Genomic DNA, 20080 nt, shown 5'->3' with positions numbered 1-20080 from the left:
CTCCGTCAGTTCGTCGGCACGGGCGTGATGATGTCGCCGTCGCGCACGAAGGTGCCGGCGCGCGCCACCACCACGGCGCCCTCGTCGAGCCCGGAAGCGATCTCCGCCCGGCCGTCGCCGAGCAGGCCGAGCTCGACCTTGACGGTCTCGACCCGGTTGTCGACCACGCGCTGCACCGTGGCGCCGCTGCGCGCATAGGTAATGGCCGACAGCGGCAGGGTCAGGGCCGTCTTGCGTCCGGTCTCGATCACGCCGCGGGCGAAGGAGCCGAGCGCCACCTGCGGATTGCCGTCGAGCGCGACGCGGACCCGGCCGAGCCGGGACTGGCGGTTCACCTCGGGCGAGATCAGGCGGATCTTCCCGGCCAGCGCCGTGGTGCTGCCCGCCGGGGTGACGGCGACCGGCTGGCCGACGCCGATGCGCGGCAGCTCGACCTCGGCGATGTCGGCTTCGAGCTCGATCGCGCCGTCGGCGATGATCCGGAACAGCGGTTCCGCCGCGGCCATGGCGACGATCGCGCCCAGCCTGGCATTGCGCCGGCTGATCAGCCCGGCGGCCGGGGCCTTGATCTCGGTGCGCTCGAGCTTCACCGCGAGGTCGCGGCCCTGCGAGCGGATCACCGCGAGATCGGCCGTGGCGATGGCGAGGGCCTGGTTGGCCGCGTTCAGCCGCGCTTCGGCCCCGCGCGCCGCGCTGGCGCGCAGATCGAACTGTTCGACGCTGGCATTGCCGCTGTCGCGCAGGGTCTTGGTGCGCTCGAAGGCGTTCTGGGCCTGGACGAGATTGGCCTGCGCCTCGGCGATCTGCGCCCGCGCCTGGGAAATCCCGGCCTCGGCGCGCTGCTGCTGCGCCTCGTTCTGCGTCTTCTGGACTTCCAGCGTCACGCGCGACAGCCGCGCCAGCACCTGACCCGCGGCGACGCGATCCCCCTCCTCGGCGGCGAGTTCGACGATGGCGAGACCATCCACCTCCGGCGAGACCAGCACCTCGTCGCGCGCCACCATCGAGCCCGAGACCACCACGCTCTGCACGATCTCCGTGCGGCGGGCGGGAATGACGGTGACGGAAGGGCCGGCGCTGGCGGCCGCCGGCGTCGGTGCGGGCGTCTGCGCCCGGAGAGCGGCCGTCGGGGCGATCAGGAGGGCGAGCAGGGACAGAGCGAGGCCGGCGCGGCGGGACAGGACGGACATGGAAGCAGCCTTGGCTGGCATGGAATGGGAGACGATCATTCGGCGGCGGCCGCATGGGCGGCCGGCAGGACCAGGATGCGGGCGAGCCCGCGCATGGCCCGGAACAGGGTATCGGCCCCCGCCGCCGGATCGAAATTCGGATCGGCCGCCCGGCGGCAGAAGAAGCCGTCGGCCATCATGAAGACCGCCTGCAGGAAGCTGACGTCGTCGAGATCGGCCGGCAGCTCGCCGGCCTCCTTGGCGCGGGCGATCGCCGAGGCGAGGCCGCCGGCGACGGTGCCGTCGATCGCCGCGCACATCCGCGCCATTTCGGGATTACGCGCCGCCTCGGCCCAGATCTGCAGCGCGATCACGGCCCGCGCCCGGGGCTCCTCGACGAGATGGCGGCGGCCGAGCGTCTCGAGCTGATCGAGCAGCCCGCCCTTGACCGGGTCGAGCCCGGCGAAATCGGCGGCGATCTGGGTCCGGTCGCGCTCCGCCATCCCGGCGATGATCGCGTCCTTGGAGGCGAAGTAGCGGTAGAGATTGCCGGGGCTCATCCCGGCCTCGGTAGCGACGTCGTTCATCGTCGCGGCGTGGAAGCCGGCGCGCGCGAACACCGCCTCGGCGGCATCGAGGATCCGCGTCCTTCGGTCGGCGCCGGGGCTGGCGCCTGCTGGCGGCGTGATCGGTGGCGGCACTGCGTGGTCCCAGTTGAGAATGAACGTTCATTCTCAATGCCTGCCGCAGTGCAAAAAGTCAAGGGACGGCTTCGCGTTCTGGCTTGTCGGCCAAACTCTTGCCATGGCTCACAAATTGCTTGCCTGGTTCCTTGTGGAACCGCATTGTCAGGCTCCGGCGCGTGGCCCCGCCGCCCCGGAGCAGCTCCAGCAATGGTCCTGATGGCACGATGAACGACCAGTCCTTTCGCTTGGCCCCGGCGGGCCCCTGGCGGCCCGCCAAGCCCCGGCGGCGGATGCAGCCGCCGGCGCGCAAGCCGGTGCTGATCGTCCTGCATCAGGAGCAGTCGACGCCGGGCCGGGTGGGGCGGCTGCTGATCGAGCGCGGCTACGGCCTGGATATCCGCAAGCCGCGCTATGGCGACCCGCTGCCGCAGACGATGCGCGAGCATGCCGGCGCCGTCATCTTCGGCGGGCCGATGAGCGCCAACGACCCGGATGATTTCGTCAAGGCGGAGATCGACTGGATCGAAGTCTGCCTGAAGGAGCAGGCCCCGTTCCTGGGGATCTGCCTGGGCGCGCAGATGCTGGCGCGCCAGCTCGGCGGCCGGGTCTACACCCATCCCGAAGGGCGCGCCGAGGTCGGCTATTACCGGCTCGATCTGACCGAGCACGGCCGCCGCCACGCGGGCGAGGCGGGCTTCGCCTGGCCGGAGACCGTCTATCAATGGCATCGCGAGGGGTTCGACTGCCCGCCCGGCGCGGAATGCCTCGCCACTGGGGGCGATTTCCCGGTGCAGGCGATCCGCAGCGGCCCGCGCGCCTATGGCGTCCAGTTCCATCCGGAGGTGACGCCGGCGATGATGTGCCGCTGGTCGGTGCGCGGTCATGAGCGCACGCTGATGCCCGGCGCGCAGCTCCGGCACATGCATCTCAACGGCTGGTACCAGCACGACCCGGCGATCCGGGCCTGGCTCGACGCGTTCCTCGATCATTGGCTCGCGGTTCCGTCCGAGGCGCTGCCGGGGTGAGCCCGCGCAGCGTCCTCGTGCTCGGCGCCGGCATGGTCGGCGTCTCCTGCGCCCTCGCCCTGCAGAAGCGCGGCTTCGCGGTGACGCTGATCGACCGGCGCGAGCCCGGCCGCGAGACCTCCTATGGCAATGCGGGGGTCCTGTCGCGCAGCTCGATCGTCCCGCTCAACAATCCCGCGCTGTTCAGGAGCCTGCCGGCCTATCTCGGCAATCGCAGCGCGGCTCTGCACATCGACTGGCGCCGGCTGATCGGCGAGCCCGGCTGGATGCTGCGCTTCCTGTGGGAGGCGCGCCCCGGCGTGGCGGCGGAGCGGATGGCGGCGCTGGATTCGCTGACGCGCCACACCCTGCCGCTGCATCGGGCGCTGATGCAGGAGGCCGGCATCGGCCATCGCCTGCGCGAGAACGGCACGCTGAAACTCTGGCGGTCGACGCAAGGCCTCGCCAAGGCGCAGGCCGAGCAGGCGATGCTGGCGCGGCACGGCATCGAGACCGAACTTCTGGACCGCCAGGCGCTGTCGGGGCTGGAGCCCAGCCTGCGGCCGATCTTCCCGGCCGGGCTGCTGTTCCCCGGCAATGGCTCGGTGGATTCGCCGGGCGCGGTCGTGGCCGCCTATGCCGCGCTGTTCGGCAGCCGGGGCGGGATCGTCAGGCAGGCCGGCGTCAATGGGGTTCGGCGCGGCGGCGCGGGCTGGCTGGTCGCGACCGACCAGGGCGATATCGCCGCGGAGCAGGTCGTGGTGGCGCTGGGGCCGTGGAGCGCGGATCTGCTGAAGCCGCTCGGGCTGCGCCCGCCGCTCGGGGTCGAGCGCGGCTATCACCGCCATCTCCAGCCGCGCGACGGTGCGGCGCTGCGCCGGCCGCTCTACGATGTCGAGGCCGCCTATTTCATGGCGCCGATGGAGCAGGGCATCAGGATCAGCAGCGGCGTCGAGCTGGCCCATCGCGACGCGCCGGACAATCACCGGCAGATCGACGCGGTGGTGGCGAGCGCGCGCGAAGCGCTGCCGCTGGCGGAGGGAGCCGGCGAGATCTGGCGGGGCGCGCGGCCGACCCTGCCGGATTCGCTGCCGATGATCGGCGAGGCGCCGCGACATCCGGGGCTGTGGCTCGCCTTCGGCAACCAGCATATCGGCTTCTCCACCGGTCCGGTGACCGGGGAGATCCTGGCGGCGCTGATGGCGGGCGAGGCGCCGCCGGCCGATCCCGCGCCGTTCCGGCCGGGTCGCTACCTCGCCTGAGCCGGGAGGAGGCGCCCGGTCAGACCTGGCGCGCCACCATCATCTTCTTGACCTCGGCGATCGCCTTGGCCGGGTTCAGCCCCTTCGGGCAGGCATTGGCGCAGTTCATGATGGTGTGGCAGCGATAGAGCCGGAAGGGATCTTCCAGATTGTCGAGCCGCTCGCCGGTCGCCTCGTCGCGGGAATCGATCAGCCAGCGATAGGCCTGCAGCAAGGCGGCGGGGCCGAGATAGCGGTCGCCATTCCACCAATAGCTCGGGCATGAGGTCGAGCAGCAGGCGCAGAGGATGCACTCGTAGAGCCCGTCCAGCTTCTCGCGATCGACCTTGTCCTGTGCCCATTCCTTCTCCGGCGAGGGCGTGGTCGTCTTCAGCCAGGGCTCGATCGAGGCATGCTGGGCGTAGAAGCGGGTGAGATCGGGGACGAGATCCTTGATCACCGGCATATGCGGCAGCGGGTAGATCGCGACCCGGCCCGCGGATTTGCCATGGCCGGCGCAGTCGTCGATGCCGGTGGTGCAGGCGAGGCCGTTCTTCCCGTCCATGTTCATGGCGCAGGAGCCGCAGATGCCTTCTCGGCAGGAGCGGCGGAAGGTCAAGGTCGGGTCGATCTTCGACTTGATCCAGATCAGCGCGTCCAGCACCATCGGCCCGCAATCGTCGCGATCGACGAAATAGGTGTCGGTGCGCGGATTGGCGCTGTCGTCCGGGTTCCAGCGATAGACCTTGAACTCCGTCAGCCGGGCGGCACCGGCCGGCTTCGGCCAGGTCTTGCCCTCGGTCAGGCGGGAGTTCTGCGGAAGGTTGAATTCGGCCATCTGTCAGATCGTCCTCAATACACCCGCGCCTTGGGCGCGATGTATTCGATGTCGTTCGAGAGCGTGTAGGTATGGACCGGGCGGTCGTCGAGCGTCACGCTGCGGGTCGTATCGTCGATCCAGGCGAGGGTGTGCTTCATCCAGTCCTTGTCGTCGCGGTTGGGATAATCCTCGCGGGCATGGGCGCCGCGGCTTTCCGGACGGTTCAGCGCCGAATCCATGGTGACCACGGCCTGGGTGATGAGGTTGTCGAATTCCATCGTCTCGATCAGGTCGGAATTCCAGACCAGAGACCGGTCCTTGGTGCCGATATCGTCGATGCCGGCCCAGACCTGGTGGATCAGCCTGTGGCCTTCCTCCAGCGTCTCGCCGGTGCGGTAGACGGCGCAATTATCCTGCATCGTCTTCTGCATGCGGCCACGCAGCTCGGCGGTGGAGGTGTTGCCGGCCGCGTTGCGGAATCGGTCGAGGCGGCTGAGAGCGAGATCGGCCGAGTTCTTCGGCAGTTCCGGCTGCTTCTCGCCGGGGGTGACGATCTCGGCGCAGCGCAGGCCGGCGGCCCGGCCGAAGACGACGAGGTCGATCAGCGAGTTCGAGCCCAGCCGGTTGGCGCCATGGACGGAGACGCAGGCCGCCTCGCCGATCGCCATCAGCCCGGGCACCACGGTGTCGGCATTGCCGTCGACCTTGGTGAGCACCTCGCCGTGGAAGTTCGTCGGGATGCCGCCCATGTTGTAATGGACGGTCGGCAGCACCGGGATCGGCTCGCGGGTGACGTCGACGCCGGCGAAGATCTTGGCGCTCTCGGAGATGCCGGGCAGTCGCTCATGCAGGATCTTCGGGTCGAGATGGTCGAGATGCAGGTAGATATGGTCCTTGTTCTTGCCGACGCCGCGCCCGCCGCGGATCTCCATGGTCATCGAGCGTGAGACGACGTCGCGCGAGGCGAGGTCCTTGGCGGAGGGGGCGTAGCGTTCCATGAAGCGCTCGCCCTCGGAATTGGTGAGATAGCCGCCTTCGCCGCGCGCGCCCTCGGTGATCAGGCAGCCGGCGCCGTAGATGCCGGTCGGGTGGAACTGCACGAATTCCATGTCCTGCAGCGGCAGGCCGGCGCGCAGCACCATGGCGTTGCCGTCGCCGGTGCAGGTATGGGCGGAGGTGGCGGAGAAATAGGCGCGGCCATAGCCGCCGGTCGCCATGATCGCCATCTTCGAGCGGAAGCGATGGATGGTACCGTCATCCATCTTGAGCGCGATCACGCCGCAGCAGCGGCCCTCATCGTCCATGATCAGGTCGATGGCGAAATATTCGATGAAGAACTCGGTGTTGTAGCGCAGCGCCTGGCCGTAGAGCGTGTGCAGCATGGCATGGCCGGTGCGGTCGGCGGCGGCGCAGGTGCGCTGGGCCGGCGGACCATTGCCGAAATCGGTGGTCATGCCGCCGAAGGGGCGCTGGTAGATCTTGCCGTCCTCGGTGCGCGAGAAGGGCACGCCCCAATGCTCGAGTTCGTAGACGGCGGCGGGCGCGTTGCGCACGAGATATTCGATGGCGTCCTGGTCGCCCAGCCAGTCCGACCCCTTGACGGTGTCGTACATGTGCCATTGCCAGGTGTCCTTGCCCATATTGCCGAGCGAGGCGGCGACGCCGCCCTGGGCGGCCACGGTGTGCGAGCGGGTCGGGAAGACCTTGCTGATGCAGGCCGTGCGCAGTCCGGCCTGGGAGCAGCCGACCGTGGCGCGCAAGCCCGCGCCGCCGGCGCCGACGACGACCACGTCGAAGGTGTGGTCGGTGATCGGATAGGCCTGGCCAGTATAGGCCGCGGTCGAACGGTTCCTGGTGATCGCCATCGGATCAGCCTCCAAAAGAGAGCTTCAGGATCGCGAAGACGCAGGCGCCTCCCACTGCGATCGCAAAAAACGTATTGGCCATCACGGCGGCGATCTTGAGGCCCTCGTGATGGACATAGTCCTCGATGATGACCTGCATGCCGATCCGCATGTGCACTGCTGCCGATACGGTGAAGAGCAGCATCAGGATCGCCACGAGCGGGTGCGACAGAAGCGCCACCGCCTGGAGATGCGAGCGGCCGAACAGCGAGACGACCACGCCGAGGAAGGCGATCACCAGAATGGCGTTGGCGACGGCGGTCAGCCGCTGCAGCCAGAAATGCCCGGTGCCGGATTTGGCGGAGCCCAGCCCGCGGACGCGGGACAAAGGGGTGCGCATGGTGGAGTTGGACAGCATGATCGGCTCCTCAGCGCGCCGTGAAGGCAATCAGCCAGATGAGCAGGGTCAGCCCGCCCGAGGCGACGACGCTGTACCTGGCCAGGTTCATCCGGGTCTGCGGATCATAGCCCTTGCCGAGGTCCCAGACGAAATGGCGCAGGCCGCCCATCATATGGTGCAGCAGCACGAAGCTGTAGCCGAACAGGACGAGGCGTCCGAGCCAGGAGCCGGCGATGGCCTGCGCGGTTTCGAAGGGGCCGGGGCCGGAGGCGGCGGCGACCAGCCACATCGCCACGAGGAGGCTGCCGCCATAGAGCGCCACGCCGGTGACGCGATGGGCGATCGACATCGCCATGGTCCAGGACCAGCGGTAGATCTGCAGATGCGGCGAAAGCGGACGCGCCGCCTGTTTGACCTCGGCCAAGTGTGCTCTCCGACCTCTGCCGGCCTCTGAAACGGGCCGATCCAATTGGCATCATTCTAGAGTGTAAGGCTCTGTAACGAAACCGGGCCGATGCTGCAATGCGGCGTGTTGGCGGCGGGTGACAAAGATCGGAATCTGTCAGCGCAGCTTGGCGGCGGCGTTTCAGCGCGGGATCAGCGCCCAATAGTCGAAATCCAGGATCACCCCCTCGGCATAGCCCTCGTCCTGCCTGAGCGGGAAATCGGCGCAGGGACGGTTCCGGGTGGCAACGAGACGCAGGCGCAGCGCGCCGAGATCGTCGCGCCCGCGCAGGGCGGCGGTCTCCAGCACCTCGCTCCAGGCGTAGACGGTGTCGCCGGCGAAGAGCGGCGCGACATGGCGCCCGCCATTGACGGCGGCGAGATGGAAGGCGTTGCCGAGCCCGTTGAAGGACAGGGCCCGCGCCAGGCTGATGACATGGCCGCCATAGATCAGCCGCTTGCCGAAGCGGGTCTCGCGCGCGCGATGCCCGTCGAAATGCACCTTCGCCGTATTCTGGTAGAGCCGCGTCGCCAGCTGATGCTCCGCCTCCTCGACCGTCATGCCGTCGCTGTGGTCGATGCGTTCGCCCGGCCGGTAATCGCCCCAGAGATGCGCCGAGCCGGCGAGTAGCCTGTCATAGGCGCTCGCGTCGAGGGGCGGGCAGGCCCGGCCCAACGCCTCCGGCGGCACGCTCCCGGCGAGCTCCGGCACATGCTCGGCCTGCGCCGGCGTGCCCGGGCTGCGCTTGCGCACCAGCACCCAGCGCGCGTAGCTCAGCACCGTGACGCCGTCCTGGTTGAAGCCGGTCGAGCGGACATAGACGATGCCGGCATCGCCGGACGAGGTCTGCTTCAGCCCGATCACCTCCGAGCGCGCGGTGAGCGTGTCGCCGGGGAAGACCGGGGCGAGGAAGCGGCCATCGGCATAGCCGAGATTGGCGACCGCGTTCAGCGAGATGTCCGGCACCGTCTTGCCGAAGACGATGTGGAAGACCAGGAGATCATCGACCGGCGCCGCGGGATAGCCGAGGCCGCGGGCGAAGGCATCGGAGGATTGGACGGCGAAACGCGGGCCGTAGAGCGCCGTGTAGAGCGAGACGTCGCCCGAGGTGACGGTGCGCGGCGTGGCGTGGATGATGGTCTCGCCGAGCCGGAAATCCTCGAAGAAGCGGCCATCATCGGTCTTGGGCGCGGAATCGGGCATGGCTCGTCTCGGGCTGGGCTTCGGGAACACGGGCCGCATTGTGCGTCGCAGCACCGGCCCGCGTCCAGCCTCTCACCCCCCGACGATGGGCGCAGGCGCCTTCAGCCCTGCAGGGCGGCGAGCTTGGCGAGGTCGACATTGGCGCCGCAGATCAGCACGCCCAGCCTCTCGCAGGGTTGCGGCCGGTAGGCGCCGGAGAGCAGCGCGCCGAGCGCCGCCGCGCCGCCCGGCTCCACCGCCAGCCTGAAATCCCGCCACAGCGTCACCTGCGCCGCCGTGATCGCGGCGTCCGGCACCAGCGCGACCTGCTCGACCGTGTCGCGGCAGATCTCGTGGACCAGCGGGCCGACATTGCGGGCGCCCAGCGAATCCGCGGCCACCGATTGCACGGTCACGTCGACCGGGCCGCTGGCCGCCAGCGCCGCATGCAGAGCGCGCGAATGCTCGGGCTCGACGCCGACGACCTTGACCCGGCTGCCGGCGAACCAGGCGGCGATGCCCGAGATCAGGCCGCCGCCGCCGACCGCGACCAGCACCGTGTCGAGATCGGGCTCCTGCTCATGCCACTCGCGGGCGAGCGTGCCCTGGCCGAGGATCGTCTCGATCGCCGCGAAGGGATGGATCTTGAGCGCGCCGCTTTCGGCGACGAACCGGTCGCAGGCGGCCTGGGCATCGTCATATTGCGCGCCGCCGATCCTGACATCGGCGCCGAAGCGGCGGATCGCCTCGATCTTCGCGGCCGGCGAGATCTCGGGAACGAAGATGGTGGCCTTGACCCCGCGCTCGCGCGCCGCGAAGGCCACGGCGGCGCCGTGATTGCCCCCCGAGGCGGCGGAGACGCCGGCCTCCGGCACCTGCAGCGACAGGAGATTGTTGAAGGCGCCGCGCGTCTTGAAAGAGCCGGCATGCTGGAGGGATTCGAGCTTCAGCGAGATATCCGCCTCCGAGCCGAACGCTCCGCTGCCCAGCCGCATCACCGGGGTGACGCGGGCATGGCCCGCTATGCGCGCAGCGGCTTCGGCGATCTGGTCGTGATATCGGGTCATGGGCGCAGCTCTGTGGTCGTGGCCGGGCCGGCCGTCGCGATTCGGACGGCCCGGCGGGCCGGGCAGGAGGGTTCGCCCGAAGAGGCGCCTGCCGATGCGGTCAAGTCAATGGCGCCGCGGGAAGAGGCGGCATGCGGCGCCGCGCTCAGCAGCGATAGGCGACGCCCTTGTAATCCTCGCCCTTCCATTTGATGTCGGCGACGGGCGAGAGCACATGGCTGGCGCCGAGATCGGCGCCGGCCGCCTTGAGCTGGGTCAGCGCCGCGTCGCGGGCCTTGTCGCGCAGCAGCAGGCGGTTCAGCGCGCTGGCGCCGTCGACGTCGCCGACCTTCGTGCAGCTCGCCACCACCGCCTTGTTCTCGGTGACCACGACCTTGCTGACGCGGGATGTGGTGACGGTGCAGGCGGCGAGAGCCAGCAGCGGAAGCAGGAGCAAAGGGCGCATGCGGCGGTTCCTCGATGGCGGCATGGTGGGATTTGCCGCCCATGATCCCCGGACCGGCGGCGATTTCAAGTCGCGGCCGGGGTCATCTCGCCGGCGGGATGCGCGACCGGGCCGCCGAGATGCAGCACCGCCTCCAGCAGCGTGCGCGCATAGGCGGTCCGCGGCGCGGTGAACAGGGCCTGGCTCTCGCCCTGCTCGACCACCTTTCCGTTCTGGAGAACCACCGTGCGTTCGCACATCATCCTGACGACATTGAGGTCATGGCTGACGAAGAGCAGCGCGAGATCGTCCTCGCGGCGCAGCCGGTCGAGCAATTGCAGGATCACGGCCTGGACGGAGACGTCGAGCGCCGCCGTCGGCTCGTCGAGGATCAGCAGACGCGGCCGGCAGGCGATGGCGCGGGCGATCCCGACCCGGGCCTTCTGGCCGCCGGAAAGCTGATGCGGAAAGCGCTCGAGCAGATCGAAGGGCAGCCCGGCCCGGCCGGCGCATTCGCGGACCCGCTCGGTCAGCGCCGCGCCATCCTTCATCGCGAGCAGCCGGCGCAGCGGATGGGCGATGCAGTCGAAAGCGTTGAAGCGCGGGTTCAGACTGTCGGTCGGATCCTGGAAGACGATCTGGATGTCCTTGCGCTGCGTGGAGCGGTGGAAATCGCGCGCCGGCAGCGAGCCGATCGCCTGCCCGTCGAACAGGATCTCGCCCGCGCTGCAGTCGATCAGCCGGCAGACCATGCGCGAGATGGTGCTCTTGCCGGAGCCGGATTCGCCGACCAGGCCGAGGCTCTCGCCGGCGCGGATGGCGAAGGAGACGTCGTCGACCGCGGTCAAACCGTCATAGCGCTTCACCAGATGCTGGACCTCGAGCAGCATCGGCGTGCCGGGCTGGCGGCGCCGCTCGCCGGCCGGGGCGGAGGCCGGCCGAATAGCCGGCGCGTCGCCGCCCTCGGCGGGCGGCGCGAGATCGGCGATGGTCGAGGTCGCGGTCGGCGATGCGGCGACGAGGCGCTTGGTATAGGGGTGCCGCGGGCGGCTGAACAGCTCGTGCGGCGGCGCCTCCTCCACGACCCGGCCCTGCTCCATCACGATCGCCCGCTGGCAGTAGCGGGAGGCGAGGCCGAGATCATGGGTGATCAGGATCATCGCCATGCCGCGCTCGGCAGTGATCCGGGCGACGAGGTCCATCACCGTCTTCTGGGTGGTGACGTCGAGCCCGGTCGTCGGCTCGTCGGCGATCAGCAGCGCCGGCTCGCAGGCGATCGCCATGGCGATCATCACGCGCTGGCACATGCCGCCGGAGAGCTCGTGCGGATAGGCGTCGAGCCGCTTGTCCGGCTCGCGGATCAGCACGGCCTTGAGCAGATCGAGGGCGCGGGCCCGCGCCTCCTGCCGCGAGACCGGCTCATGGGCGGTGATCGCGTCCGCGATCTGGTCGCCGACGCTGCGGATCGGGTTCAGCGCGCCGCGCGGGTTCTGGAAGATCATCGAGATCGCCGCGCCGTGCAGGCTGCGCAGCTGCTTCGAGGAGGCGCGGGTGATGTCCTCGCCCCGGAAGCGGATCGTGCCTGCGGTGATGCGACCGGCGGCATCGAGCAGCCGTGTGATGGCGAAGGCGGTGACGGATTTGCCGGAGCCGGATTCCCCGACGATGCCGAGCGTCTCGCCGCGCGCCACGGCGAGCGAAACGCCGCGGACGGCCTCGACGATGCCGCGCCGTGTCGAGAAGGCGACGTGGAGATCGTCGATGGCGAGCAGAGGGGAGGCCGTGTCGCGCATCGCCGTCACGTCCGCATGCGCGGGTCGAGGATGTCGCGCAGCCCGTCGCCCAGCAGGTTGAAGCAGAGCACGGTCAGCATCAGCGCCAGCCCCGGGAAGGTCACCAGCCACCATTTGCCGGTGGAGATGAAGCGGGCGCCCTCGGCGACCATGATGCCCCATTCCGGCGTCGGCGGCTTGACGCCGAGCCCGATGAAGGACAGCCCGGCCGCGTTCAGGATGGCCCAGCCGAGATTGAGCGAGACCTGCACCGCCATGGCCGGCAGCACGTTGGGCAGGAGGAAGCGCAGCACCACCGAGACATGGCTGTCGCCGCAGGCGCGCGCGGCCTCCACCCAGCCGGCATTGCGGCGGACATTCACCTCGGCCCGGGCGAAGCGGATGTAGAAGGGCAGGTTGATGATGGCGGTGGCGATGACGATGTTCTCGACCCTGTTGCCGAGCGCGGCGACCATCGCCATGGCCAGCACGAAGAGCGGGAAGGCCATCAGCACGTCGACGAAGCGCCCGACATAGCGGTCGAGCCGCCCGCCGGCATAGCCGCACAGCGCGCCGATGACCGCCCCGAGCACGAAGGACAGCGTCACCGCCGAGGCGGCGATCGCCAGATCGAGCCGCGCCGCGACGATCAGCCGGCTGAAGACGTCGCGGCCGAGCTGGTCGGTGCCGGCCCAGTAGCGGGCGCTCGGCGGCTGCAGCGCGTTCGAGACATCCGAGGCGATCGGGTCATAGGGCACGATCGCCGGGCCGATGATCGCCAGCAGGCAGAGGCCGAAGGCGCCGGCCGCGGCGATGGCCGTGACGGGGTTGCCGCGCAGCACCCAGGCGGCGTGGCGCAGGGTCGAGGCGGTCATGAACTCGGCCCTCCCGCGGGATGTCCGGCTCCAATCGCAGAGAGCCGAAGCCGGCCGGTCCAGGATCCCAGGGCGTCAGCGGGGTTCATTCGACGGAGACCCGCGGGTCGGCGATGCCGTAGAGCACGTCGACGGTCAGGTTCACGAGCACGAAGATCGAGGCCATCAGCAGCACGAATCCCTGGACCGGCGCGTAATCGGAGGACAAGAGCGCATCGAGCGCGTAGGAGGCGACGCCCGGCCAGGAGAACACCTTCTCGACCAGGACATTGGCACCCAGCATGGTCGAGAAGACGATGCCGGCGATGGTCAGGACCGGCAGGATCGCGTTGCGCAGCGCATAGGTCACCACGATCTTGCGGCGCGACAGGCCGAGCGAGCGGGCGGTGCGGACGAAATCGCTGCCGAGCGAGGCGAGCATCGCCGCGCGGGTGATGCGGGCGAGAGGGGCCACGACGAAGAGGGCCATGGTCAGGGCCGGGAGGACGAGCTGGCGCGCAGCGGCGCTCCAGCCCTCCCAGTCGCGCGCCAGGGCGAAGTCGATCAGCAGGAAGCCGGTGACCTGCGGTGGCGGCGAGGTGAAGATGTCGAAGCGGCCGGTCGGGTCCGGCGCCCAGCCGAGCAGGTAGTAGAAGGCGTAGATCAGCAGGAGCCCGGAGACGAAGGTCGGCACGCAGACGCCGAGCGCACAGATGAAACGGACGAGGTGATCGATCGCGGAGTTCGGCCGCAGCGCGGCGGCGACCCCGAGCGGAACCGCCGTCAGGAGCGCGATCAGCAGGGCCGAGAAGGTCAGTTCCAGCGAGGCCGGCAGGCGCGAGCGGAGATCGCTGAGAACGGGCTGGCCGGTGGTCAGCGAGCGGCCGAGATTGCCGGAGCCGATATCCCCGAGATAGCGCAGCAGCTGTTCGGGCACCGGTTTGTCCAGCCCCATCTGCTTGCGGATCAGCTCGATCTCCTCCTTGCCGGCGGTGGGGCCGGAGGCGAAGAAGACCGCGGGATCGCCCGGCAGCACGCGCATCAGCAGGAAGGTGAAGACCAGCACGCCGAACAGCGCCGGCAGCGACGAGACGAAGCGCCGGCCGGCGCGTCCGGCGATGGTGGAGAGCTGCGACATCAGTTGCAGTGACCCATGCTGACCAACGAGCCCTCATTGCCGGGAGGCTGCCGCCGGGCGTCCTTGCCCCGCGGCGCGGGCCGGCTCGCGCCGGCCCGGCCCTGCGCTATTTGCGGCTCAGATCGCGGAAGTCGATCTGGCGGTGGAACTGGTAGGTATAGCCCTCGACGCTCGGCTGCATCACTGCGTCCTGGGATGGCTGCCAGAGCGGGATCTGCGGCATCAGCTCGAAATGCCGGGTGTTCAGATCCTTGCCGAGGGCGGCATATTTCGCCTTGTCCTGCTCGAAGCGCGCGGTCTGCGCCCATTCGGTGATCTGCGGATCGTTCAGGGAGGAATAGTTCCAGCGGATCGGGCCGATGTAGAAGTTCCGGTAGAAATAATCCATCGAGGGCAGCCAGGCGACGATACCCTCGGTGAAGAAGGGCAGCTTCTTCTCGTTGATCAGCGTCGACATCTGCGCGTCCGGCAGTTTCTGGATGTCGACCTTGATGCCGATCTTGGCCAGCGATTCCTTGAGCAGCGCGGCCATCGGCTCGGCCGTGCCGGCCTGGCCGACATTGAAGCTGAAGGTGGTGGAGAAACCATCCGCCATGCCCGCCGCGGCGAGCTGCTTCTTCGCCTCCGCCAGATCGGTCTTCACCGGCTGCCTGATCGGGAAGGTCTCGCCGGTCGGCGCCTTGCCGTCGGGCCAGTTCGCGCCGTAGAGCGGCGCGCCGCGGCCGAAGAGGGCCGCCTTGAACATGTCCTCATAGGGCAAAGCGGCGGCGATGGCCTTGCGCACCTCCGGCTTGTCGAAGGGCGGCATCTGGGTGTTGAACGAGACGAAGGTGATGGCGTTGTATTGCGGGGTCGAGACGACCTTGAGCTTGCCCTTCTTCTCGAGATCGGCCGCATCCGTCGCCTGCAGGTCGATGACGATGTCGGCATCGCCCTTCTCGACCAGATTGGCGCGGGTCGCCGCCTCCGGCACCGTCTGGGTGATGATGCGCTTGAAGCCGGCGGGCTTGTCGGCGGATCCGCGGTTCCAGTCGGGATTGCGGCGCAGGATCGTGGTCTCGCCCGGCTTGAAGCTCTCGATGACATAGGCGCCGGAGCCGGCGGTATTCTCCTTGAGCCAGGCCATCGCCCAGGGATCCTCCGGCGTCGCCTTGGATTTGGCGAGCTTGGAGTTGAAGATCACGGGATAGACCACCGCGAGATTGGCGAGGGCGAGCTTGTCCGGCTTGGGCAGCGTGACCTCGAACGTGTGGGGATCGACCACCTTGAACTGGTCGGTGCTGGTCAGGGACCCCGTCAGCAGCTGGCCCTTGGCCAGGGAATTGGCGGAGACGGCGCGGTCCAGCGACCATTTCACATCCTCGGCCGTGACCGGGCTGCCATCGTGGAATTTCGCGTCCTTGCGCAGCTTGAAGGTGATCTTCAGCCCGTCCGGGCTCACCGTGTAGGATTCCGCGAGTTCGCCGTGGAAATTATCGAGGTCGAACACCCATTTCCCGTCGAGCTGCTTGCGCCCGAAGGAGAGCAGCCGGTCATAGGTCAGCAGGCTCAGGCCGAAGGCCTCGCGCGTCGAGCCGGGCATGTTCGGATCGAGCGTGTTGATCGCGGCGCCGGTGACGTGGCGCAATGTCTCCGCGCGCGTCTGTGCCAGGGCCGGCAGCGCCGTGGAGGACAACAACGCCGTGGCGAGCCAGATGGTGTGTGCGATCTTCATGAGCCGATCCCCTGTTGTTGTTGTCCGGGCATATTGGTTCCGTGCGGGACCGGATGCAAGGCGAATGCCATGCCCCTCCCGGGTGGCCTTCATGGGCTGGGTCCGAGGATCGCCTGCGGCACGTCATAGGCCTTGAACGAGGCCCAATGCCGCGCGACATCGGCGGTGAACAGCCCGCGCGTGATCCCGTTGACGAGCTTCGGCACGGCGGTGGTCATGGCGTTGATCGAGGAGCCGGAGGCCCCGAAGCTCATGGTCGAGGCGATGGTGAAGAGGTGGATGTCGGCGATCCAGGGCGTCGTGCCGGGCACCCGCTCGACCAGGGAATAATCATCGGCGAGATAGGGGAAGCGGCCGAGCCGCTCGTCCCGTTCCTCCGCAGGCGGCGTGTAGCGATCGGCCCAGCTGGCGATGTTCGCGGCGAAACGCGCCAGTTCCGGCCGCAGCGAGGCGTCGATGTCGATGCCGGTCGCGGCGATCACGAAATCGACTTCCAGCGGCCCGGACGGGGTGCCGAGCACGACACCGCCCGGCGCGTCGACCGCGCTGAGCACGGGCGCGCCGAGATGCAGGGTGAAGGCCGCGTGCCGGGCGCAGCGATCATAGGTCGCCTGCGGGAAACCCTCGCGCAGGCTCAGCACCGCCTGCATGAAGCGCCAGCGCCAGGCATCGTCGAGATCGCTGAGATGGCGCAGGAAACCCCGGAAGGTCAGCCAGCGATAGGGCTGGATGACCTGGGCCTCGGCGCGGCGGCAGAGCAGATGGACCTGCGCCGCTCCGGCCTCCAGCGCCGTGGCGGCATTGTCGAAGGCCGAGGCGCCGGCGCCGATCACCGCGACGCGCCGCCCGGCCAGCGCCTCGAAATCGATCGCCTCGGCGCAATGGGCGCGGCGCTGCGCCGGCAACGCCGCGAGGACCGGCGGCAGCGTCCAGCCGCCGAGCCCTTCCTGCCCCGTCGCCAGCACGATCTTGCGGGCATGGAGGCGTTCGAGCCCCTCCGCCGTCTTCACCGTCAGCGCGAGCAGGCCCTCGGCCGGGGCGATCTCGACGCATTCCGCCTGGTTGCGCACCGGGATCGCCAGCACATGACGATACCAGTCGAGATAATCCGCCCAATCCTCCTTGGCGATCAGCGACAGCGCAGCCCAGCTGGCGCCGCCATATCTGGCCTCGTGCCAGGATTGGTAGGTGAGGCTCGGAATATCGAGATCGGGCCCGGTAAAATCCTTCGGGCTGCGCAACGTGTGCATGCGGGCATAGCTGCGCCAGGGACCCTCCCGCCCCGGCGCCGCCTTGTCGAGGACGAGGATGTTGCCGACCTGCGAGCGCATCAGCCCGAAGGCGGTGGCGAGCCCGGATTGGCCGGCCCCGACGATGACGACGTCATGAGCCGGCTTGCCGTCGGGCCCGGTCACGGGCTCGAGCCAGGGCGCACGCGGATGGGCGATGCGCGCCAGATCGCTCGCGACGCGGCTTTCCAGCACAGCCAGACCGTCATGCTTCATGATGGGCCGATCTCCCTGTTTCCCGCCCCGCCCGATCCCGATCCCGCGCGCTCCCGAGCCCGCTCCGCGACGTTCACGCCGCCAGCCAGCCGCCATCGACCACCAGCGTCGTGCCGGTGCTGAAGGAGGAGGCATCGCTGGCGAGATAGAGGGCCGCCTCCGCCACCTCCTCGGCCCGCCCGAAACGCTTCATCGCATGGCGGTTGCGCGAGGCCTCCCGCACGGGCTGCGGATCGGCATGACGGGCGAAGCTGCGGCGCAGCATCGGCGTGTCGATCGCGCCGGGCGCGATCGCATTGACCCTGATGCCGTGCTCGGCGAAATCGAGCGCCATCGTCCGGGTCAGGCTCAGGATCGCGCCCTTGGCCGCGATATAGGCGCTGTTGCCGCGCCCGCCCGCCAGAGCCAGCTGCGAGGCGAAGGTGACGATGGCGCCGCTGCCCTGGCGCTGCATGGCCGGGATGACCGCCCGGGCGAACAGCCAGGTCCCGCCGACATTGGCGCTGAACACGGCGTTCCAATCCTCCGGCGTCGTCGTCAGCACGGTGCCGCCGCTGGAGAAGCCGGCGGCGGTGACGAGCACGTCGATGCGGCCGAAGGCTGCGAGGGCTTCGCTCGCGACGCGCTCGGCGAAGCCCGGCTTGCCGACATCCCCGGCATGGATCTGCGGGAGCGGGCCCGTTCCGGCCAACAGGCCAGCGGTCTCCTCCGCCGCGGCCCGGTCCCGGTCGACCAGCACGAGTTGCGCCCCTTCCGCGGCGAAGCGCAGCGCGGTGGCGCGGCCGATGCCGGAGCCGCCCCCGGTGATGATGGCGATCCTGCCGGCGAGTTTCATGACAGAGCTCCCGATGGCTGCCCGCTCGCGCGCCACCAGGCCGCGAGGCCGGCGGCGCTCTCGGCGCATCCGGTCGCGGCGCGCCAGCCGAGATCCTGCGCCAGCCGTGCCACCGACATGGGCGCGCGGTCGCTGTCGCCATGCAGGTCGATGGTCGGCCGCTCCCCCGGCTGCGCCAGGCGGCAGACGAAGCCGGGGAAATTTTCGGCCAGATCCTGCCCCCACTCCAAAGCGGAGAAGCGCCGGCCGGTCGAGACATTGTAGAGGCCATGCGCCAGCTGCGGCGCCGCCGCGACCTGCAGCACCGCCTGCGCGACGTCCGGCGCGTAGATCCAGTCGCGCAGCCCGGGCCGCGCCAGCACGGCCTCCCGCCCCGCGGCCGCGGCCGCCAGGATCTGGCATTGCGGGCTCAAGGTGTCGCGCACCCCCGTCGCGCGTTCCCAGGGGCCGAAGACGCCGCTGAGCCGCAGGCTGACGAGATCGAGCCCCCAGAGCCCGGCCAGCCGTCGGCCGACGCGTTCGCTCGCCCATTTCGTGATGGCATAGAGCCCGACCGGATCGCCCGGGGTCTCTTCGCTCAGCTCCGCTTCGCGGTCGCCGGCCGCACCATAGGCCGCCGCCGAGCTGAGATTGATCACCCGGCGCACGCCGGCCGCCCGCGCCGCCTCGAGGATCGGGATCTGCGCCAGCAGGTTGACGCGCAGGATGGTCTCGGGCTCGGCCGCGTCACGGGCCGAGCCCGCGGTGATCGCCGCGCCCATGATCACGACATCGACGCCCTGCGTGATCGCCTCGGCGACGGATTGCCCGTCCGTGACATCCGCGGCGATGGCGGTCAGCCGTCCGGGAAGCCCGGCGAAGGCGCGGGACGCCGCGGCGGGCAGCGCCGCCCGGTCGAAGATCACGACCTCATGGCCCTCGCGCAGGAAGGCCTCGGCGATATTCAGGCCGACGAAACCGACGCCGCCGAACAGGACAATCTTCAAGATCGCGGGCTCCCCTTTGCCGAGACGGCGAGCTAAGCCGCTGCCGCCGCGCCCGGCAAGCCCGCGGCGCGCGCCCCCATCGGGCGGCATGCAGGCTGCCATGCGGCGGGCCGACCAAGCAAATGCCGAGCCACATTGCGCAGCCGCGCTCTATGGTCTACGCGTCCCGGCCAATACTCGTGCCCGAGCCGCGCCCAGAGGGCGCGTTGCAGGGCCGCGCGGGCCCGTGAGCGGCCGCGCCCTACCCCGAGAGGATCGTCATGGCTCGCAAGAAATCAAAGCCGCTCGATGCGGAGTTCGTCATGTTCGACGTGACCTACACCAATGGGGCGCGGACCTCGAACCGGCGGGTGCCGACCGCGCTGCTCGGCGGTCTCGACGGCGACGAGCCGGCGCGCGACGCGATCATCGAACAGGATCGCGCCATCGCCGAGCGGTCGGGCAAACCGCCGCTCGAGATCGCCACCATCACCCGCTCCGGCATCGTGGAGAAGCCGCCGCGCAAAATGGCCTAAGCTGAATCGGCACAGAGGCTTAGCCTTGCTTGAACTAAATTTCTGACTTCAGCTTGACCGCTCGGCGAGCGTGCATTTTAGTCCCGCAGCCAACTGGGAGGCTGAAAGGATCTACAGAATGAAGATTGTCATCGTCGCGGGCGCACTCGCCCTTTTGGTTGCGGGCTGCCAGACGCGACAGGAATCGCTGATCGACGCGGAGATCACCTGCGAGTCGCAGGGCTTCCGGCCCGGGACCCGGGCCTATCAGCAGTGCCGCTCGGCCAACTACACCGAGAATCGCCGCGCCAATGCGGAGGCCAGCAACGCTGTCGCCGCCGGTGTCGCGGCCGGCGTCATCGGCGGCGCGATCGGCGCGGCCGCCGCGCGGCCCTATTACGGGCGCCGCTACGGCTATTACTACTGGTGATCGCCGGGCCGCAGGCGCGGCGCCGCCGCACCGAGCCAAACGAAAACCCCGCGGCGCAGGCCGCGGGGTT

The 20080-nt window shown here is 69.5% G+C and carries 20 protein-coding genes; 4 read left to right on the top strand and 16 right to left on the bottom strand.

Annotated elements, in window-relative coordinates; translation table 11 throughout:
* Positions 1–5: 5 nt before the first annotated feature.
* Together ASG72_RS08175 and ASG72_RS08170 are read right to left on the bottom strand one after the other, a co-directional pair.
* A complete protein-coding gene (locus ASG72_RS08175) occupies positions 6–1190 on the bottom strand; it encodes an efflux RND transporter periplasmic adaptor subunit (protein WP_162246210.1) in 1185 nt (394 codons plus the stop codon).
* Between the two features lie 35 nt (positions 1191–1225).
* Complete coding sequence (locus tag ASG72_RS08170; RefSeq protein WP_082540184.1) at positions 1226–1870, bottom strand: TetR/AcrR family transcriptional regulator; 645 nt, start codon at positions 1868–1870, stop codon at positions 1226–1228.
* Between the two features lie 275 nt (positions 1871–2145).
* Between ASG72_RS08170 and ASG72_RS08165 the strand changes: the two genes are divergently transcribed.
* Entirely contained in the window at positions 2146–2880 is a 735-nt protein-coding gene (locus tag ASG72_RS08165; protein WP_056711085.1) for a glutamine amidotransferase, read from the top strand.
* Positions 2877–4121, top strand: a complete 1245-nt coding sequence (locus ASG72_RS08160; protein WP_244488736.1) for an FAD-dependent oxidoreductase — start codon at positions 2877–2879, stop codon at positions 4119–4121. Before ASG72_RS08165 ends, ASG72_RS08160 begins: the two co-directional genes overlap by 4 nt.
* Before the next feature lie 19 nt (positions 4122–4140).
* Here the strand turns inward: ASG72_RS08160 and ASG72_RS08155 are convergent, their stop codons facing one another.
* The 14 genes from ASG72_RS08155 to ASG72_RS08090 all read right to left on the bottom strand — a co-directional run bounded on the left by ASG72_RS08155 (position 4141) and on the right by ASG72_RS08090 (position 19086).
* Positions 4141–4938 carry a succinate dehydrogenase iron-sulfur subunit gene (locus ASG72_RS08155; protein WP_056710882.1) on the bottom strand — a complete coding sequence of 266 codons (798 nt, stop codon included), beginning with the start codon at positions 4936–4938 and terminating at the stop codon, positions 4141–4143.
* Positions 4939–4952: 14 nt separating this feature from the next.
* Positions 4953–6785 carry a succinate dehydrogenase flavoprotein subunit gene (gene sdhA / locus ASG72_RS08150; protein WP_056710880.1) on the bottom strand — a complete coding sequence of 611 codons (1833 nt, stop codon included), beginning with the start codon at positions 6783–6785 and terminating at the stop codon, positions 4953–4955.
* Positions 6786–6789: 4 nt separating this feature from the next.
* Complete coding sequence (gene sdhD, locus ASG72_RS08145; RefSeq protein WP_056710878.1) at positions 6790–7182, bottom strand: succinate dehydrogenase, hydrophobic membrane anchor protein; 393 nt, start codon at positions 7180–7182, stop codon at positions 6790–6792.
* A 10-nt stretch (positions 7183–7192) separates the two neighbouring features.
* The gene (gene sdhC / locus ASG72_RS08140) at positions 7193–7588 is read right to left on the bottom strand and encodes a succinate dehydrogenase, cytochrome b556 subunit (RefSeq protein ID WP_056710876.1); all 396 of its coding nucleotides are present in this window, start codon (positions 7586–7588) and stop codon (positions 7193–7195) included.
* 162 nt (positions 7589–7750) lie between these two features.
* On the bottom strand, positions 7751–8812 hold the full coding sequence (locus ASG72_RS08135) for a MaoC family dehydratase (RefSeq protein ID WP_056710873.1): 1062 nt from the start codon (positions 8810–8812) through the stop codon (positions 7751–7753).
* A gap of 101 nt (positions 8813–8913) precedes the next feature.
* Positions 8914–9858, bottom strand: coding sequence for a threonine/serine dehydratase (locus tag ASG72_RS08130; RefSeq protein ID WP_056710871.1), 945 nt, complete (start codon positions 9856–9858; stop codon positions 8914–8916).
* Positions 9859–10003: 145 nt separating this feature from the next.
* Positions 10004–10303 carry a hypothetical protein gene (locus tag ASG72_RS08125; RefSeq protein WP_156395854.1) on the bottom strand — a complete coding sequence of 100 codons (300 nt, stop codon included), beginning with the start codon at positions 10301–10303 and terminating at the stop codon, positions 10004–10006.
* 65 nt (positions 10304–10368) lie between these two features.
* On the bottom strand, positions 10369–12075 hold the full coding sequence (locus tag ASG72_RS08120; RefSeq protein WP_056711081.1) for an ABC transporter ATP-binding protein: 1707 nt from the start codon (positions 12073–12075) through the stop codon (positions 10369–10371).
* Between the two features lie 5 nt (positions 12076–12080).
* Positions 12081–12929, bottom strand: coding sequence for an ABC transporter permease (locus tag ASG72_RS08115; protein ID WP_056710867.1), 849 nt, complete (start codon positions 12927–12929; stop codon positions 12081–12083).
* Between the two features lie 85 nt (positions 12930–13014).
* Positions 13015–14046, bottom strand: coding sequence for an ABC transporter permease (locus ASG72_RS08110; RefSeq protein WP_156395853.1), 1032 nt, complete (start codon positions 14044–14046; stop codon positions 13015–13017).
* A 106-nt stretch (positions 14047–14152) separates the two neighbouring features.
* Positions 14153–15760: an ABC transporter substrate-binding protein gene (locus tag ASG72_RS08105; protein WP_056710863.1), complete on the bottom strand. Its 1608-nt coding sequence runs from the start codon at positions 15758–15760 to the stop codon at positions 14153–14155.
* Positions 15761–15849: 89 nt separating this feature from the next.
* On the bottom strand, positions 15850–17265 hold the full coding sequence (locus ASG72_RS08100; RefSeq protein WP_056710861.1) for an NAD(P)/FAD-dependent oxidoreductase: 1416 nt from the start codon (positions 17263–17265) through the stop codon (positions 15850–15852).
* Positions 17266–17338: 73 nt separating this feature from the next.
* Complete coding sequence (locus tag ASG72_RS08095; RefSeq protein ID WP_056710859.1) at positions 17339–18100, bottom strand: SDR family oxidoreductase; 762 nt, start codon at positions 18098–18100, stop codon at positions 17339–17341.
* The gene (locus tag ASG72_RS08090; protein WP_056710857.1) at positions 18097–19086 is read right to left on the bottom strand and encodes an NAD(P)-dependent oxidoreductase; all 990 of its coding nucleotides are present in this window, start codon (positions 19084–19086) and stop codon (positions 18097–18099) included. Before ASG72_RS08090 ends, ASG72_RS08095 begins: the two co-directional genes overlap by 4 nt.
* Positions 19087–19346: 260 nt before the next feature.
* Here ASG72_RS08090 and ASG72_RS08085 point away from each other — a divergent pair, with 260 nt between their 5' ends.
* Both ASG72_RS08085 and ASG72_RS08080 read left to right on the top strand, forming a co-directional pair.
* Positions 19347–19601: a hypothetical protein gene (locus tag ASG72_RS08085; protein ID WP_056710855.1), complete on the top strand. Its 255-nt coding sequence runs from the start codon at positions 19347–19349 to the stop codon at positions 19599–19601.
* A 118-nt stretch (positions 19602–19719) separates the two neighbouring features.
* Positions 19720–20010: a hypothetical protein gene (locus tag ASG72_RS08080; RefSeq protein ID WP_056710853.1), complete on the top strand. Its 291-nt coding sequence runs from the start codon at positions 19720–19722 to the stop codon at positions 20008–20010.
* Positions 20011–20080: the final 70 nt, after the last annotated feature.

Origin of the sequence: Allobosea sp. Leaf344 (genome assembly GCF_001426225.1) — a bacterium.
Lineage (GTDB): Bacteria > Pseudomonadota > Alphaproteobacteria > Rhizobiales > Beijerinckiaceae > Allobosea.
This window is presented reverse-complemented; position numbering and strand designations above follow the sequence as displayed.